This window comes from Shimia sp. MMG029 (assembly GCF_027947445.1).
GTDB lineage: Bacteria > Pseudomonadota > Alphaproteobacteria > Rhodobacterales > Rhodobacteraceae > Shimia.
This window is the reverse complement of the sequence record NZ_JAQJIM010000024.1, coordinates 1-2,651: the sequence shown is the minus strand read 5'-3', so window position 1 is coordinate 2,651 and position 2,651 is coordinate 1. Positions and strand designations below refer to the sequence as shown.

2 protein-coding genes are annotated in these 2,651 nt (G+C 54.4%); one reads left to right on the top strand and one right to left on the bottom strand.

Going from position 1 to position 2,651, the window contains the following annotated elements; all coding sequences use genetic code 11:
* Nucleotides 1-674 precede the first annotated feature (674 nt).
* Nucleotides 675-1,391 carry a hypothetical protein gene (locus PJL69_RS20200; protein WP_271311297.1) on the top strand — a complete coding sequence of 239 codons (717 nt, stop codon included), beginning with the start codon at nt 675-677 and terminating at the stop codon, nt 1,389-1,391.
* Between the two features lie 39 nt (nt 1,392-1,430).
* Here the strand turns inward: PJL69_RS20200 and PJL69_RS20195 are convergent.
* A protein-coding gene (locus PJL69_RS20195) for an IS3 family transposase (protein ID WP_271311296.1) occupies nt 1,431-2,566 on the bottom strand; the annotation gives its coding sequence in 2 pieces (ribosomal slippage) (nt 1,431-2,305 and nt 2,305-2,566; 1,137 coding nt in all).
* Nucleotides 2,567-2,651: the final 85 nt, after the last annotated feature.

The window sequence follows — 2,651 nt, the reverse complement described above, 5'->3', positions numbered from 1 at the left end:
GCACCTCTTGCGAGGTCAGCGCAGACACACAGCCCCCACTGGGGGCTGTTTGCGTTTGAGAGCTAAGCTCTTGTTGCATAGGTTGAATTTTAGAAAGCTCCGCTGCAACACGGCTGCTTTCCGACGAGGTGTAAGCGTTACAACCGCACCCCTCTATAACATCTATAAATTCTTACTGCGCAGCGTAAATTGGGCCTGTCTTTGGTCTTTTTGATACAACGACGCCGCTCTTTGACATCGTTAATCCCGCCCTCGTGTAGATACCTTCTATCGCTAGTTTCGGCCCAAAGCAGACTTTGAAGAAGTTATTCTATGCTGCACTGCGGTAACGTTTGAACAGCATAGATGCCACCTAGTTAAACAACCCGATTGTACTTATTTCTCCCTCATGGTTGCGATACACATTGCCAAGATGATTTGAAGCAGTGTTTCGGGCGGGTGTGTATGGATTTTAATGAAATAAATGACTTCGGGCGAGGTCAAACGGACTCATTTGAGGACTTGCTGAAAGTTCTAGCTAGGCGAGAAAAGGTTGAAGATGCCGTCGAATTTCAACCTAACGACGGGCGAGGCGGTGACGGCGGCGTCGAAGCTCTGTGGCTACTCAATGACGGTTCGAAGGTCGGATCCAATCCAAGTTCTTCAGCAGCCTAGAAGACGCCCAGTGGCGACAGATGGACAAATCAGTAACCCAGGCCCTCGCCACACATCCTGAACTGGTCAAATACATCTTCGCTTTGCCGTTTGATCTGACGCCCAATCGCGGGCCCAGGGCGAGAGGTAAATCTCAGCAGGAAAAATGGGATGACCACGTAACCAAATGGAAAGCTGAGGCAGCCAAACTATCAATCACTCAGGAGTTTGAACTCTGGGGTGCAACGGCACTCACCGATAAGCTTATGGCAGAGGGCAATGGACCGCTTCGTGAACACTGGTTTGGCGAACAGGTCTTGGACAGTCGTTGGTTTCGGAACCAAGTTTCATCAGCCGCTTTGAATCTGGATGATCGATTCAACCCGGATGACCATGTACAAGTGAGCGTAGAAGACTTGTTTGATGCGATTGTACGGGGTCCTGAAACGAGGCGAACGCTGAACAACACCATCGACGGTCTGAAGAAGAACCGGGTGCCAAATATCGAATTTACCACGACTGAAATTGCTCCAGATCAGGACCTGTTGAAGGAGATGCAAACAGACTGGGAGGCGCTGACATCGGCTAAACCGATGGCTCAATTCACACCTGAGACAAAGTGGACCTGGGCAGAACTGGCTGATGTGGCAAATCGACTGAGCTCGAATACCTCGAAGGTCCAACGACCTTTCTATTCAATCGACAAAGACGCGCACAACGAAGCGGACAAGCGCTCAGAGGTGGCTCGGTTTGTTTGAACAGTTTCGAGCCGTTTCGTAAGTGGATTTCCCGCTCGGTTATGCTGCGACCGGGATTGGTCTGGACGTGTTGAGATATGCCTGATCGGGGTCCTGCCCGTCCAGCGATGAATGCGGTCTCCTTGTGTTGTAGAAGGTCAGATACCGACCAAGGCCTTTGCGGGCGTCCGAGACGCTGGCATAGGCGTGCAGGTAGACCTCTTCGTATTTGATCGACCGCCACAGCCGCTCGACGAAGACGTCGTCGCGCCAGGCGCCCTTGCCATCCATGCTGATCTGGATCCCGGCGTCCTTCAGCGCCTTGATGAAGTCGATTGACGTGAACTGCGATCCTTGGTCCGAGTTCATGATCTCCGGCTTGCCATACCGGAGTATCGCTTCTTCCAAAGCCTCCACGCAGGGTCCGGTTTCCAGCGTGACCGAGAGCCGCCAGCTCAGCACCTTGCGGCTGAACCAGTCGACAACGGCCACCAGGTAAACGAAGCCGCGCGCCATCGGGATATAGGTGATATCCGTCGCCCAGACCTGATTGGGGCGGGTCACCGCCAGCTTTCTCAGCAGATAGGGGTAGATCTTGTGGCCCGGCGCCGGTTTCGACGTGTTTGGCCTGCGATACAAGGCTTCGATGCCCATCCGCTTCATCAGCGTGGTCACGTGCAGCCGCCCGGTGGAAAAGCCTTCTTGGCGCAAGAGCCCCTTCATCATTCGGCTGCCCGCGAAGGGATAGTCCATGTGCAACTCGTCGATCCGGCGCATCAGCTTGAGCTCCGCCTCGCTGACAGGGCGCGGCGCATAATACAGGCTGCCACGGCTGATCCCCAGAAGGGCAGCTTGCCGTGTCAGGCTCAGTTTGTGGGTGTGATCTGTCATCTCTTTGCGCTCGGCAGGAGATCGGCCTTGGCGAGCGCTCCCTCTGAAAAATCATTTTCCAGCGTCAGCTGGCCGATCTTCGCATGCAGGGAGGTGACGTCGATCTCTGGCTCTTTGCTCCTCGGCTTATCGTCGAATACGTCAGGGACACCATCCAGAAGCTGATCCTTCCATTGCTTGATCTGGTTGGGATGCAGGTCGAACTGTGTCGCCAGCTCGCTCATCGTTCTGTCGCCCTTCAAAGCCGCCAGCGTGACTTTTGCCTTGAAAGCGGGGCTATGGTTCCGTCTCGGCCGTCTTGTCATCTTCGCTCCTTCGTCCCGGCAAAACTGCCGGATTGGGAGCGGAAAATCCACCTAACTCACCTGTTCAGATTTCCCGAACCACCTC

Coding starts and splice junctions, on each gene's coding strand:
- PJL69_RS20200 (WP_271311297.1), top strand. CDS start 675: ATGGACAAATCAGTAACCCAGGCCCTCGCCACACATCCTGAACTGGTC.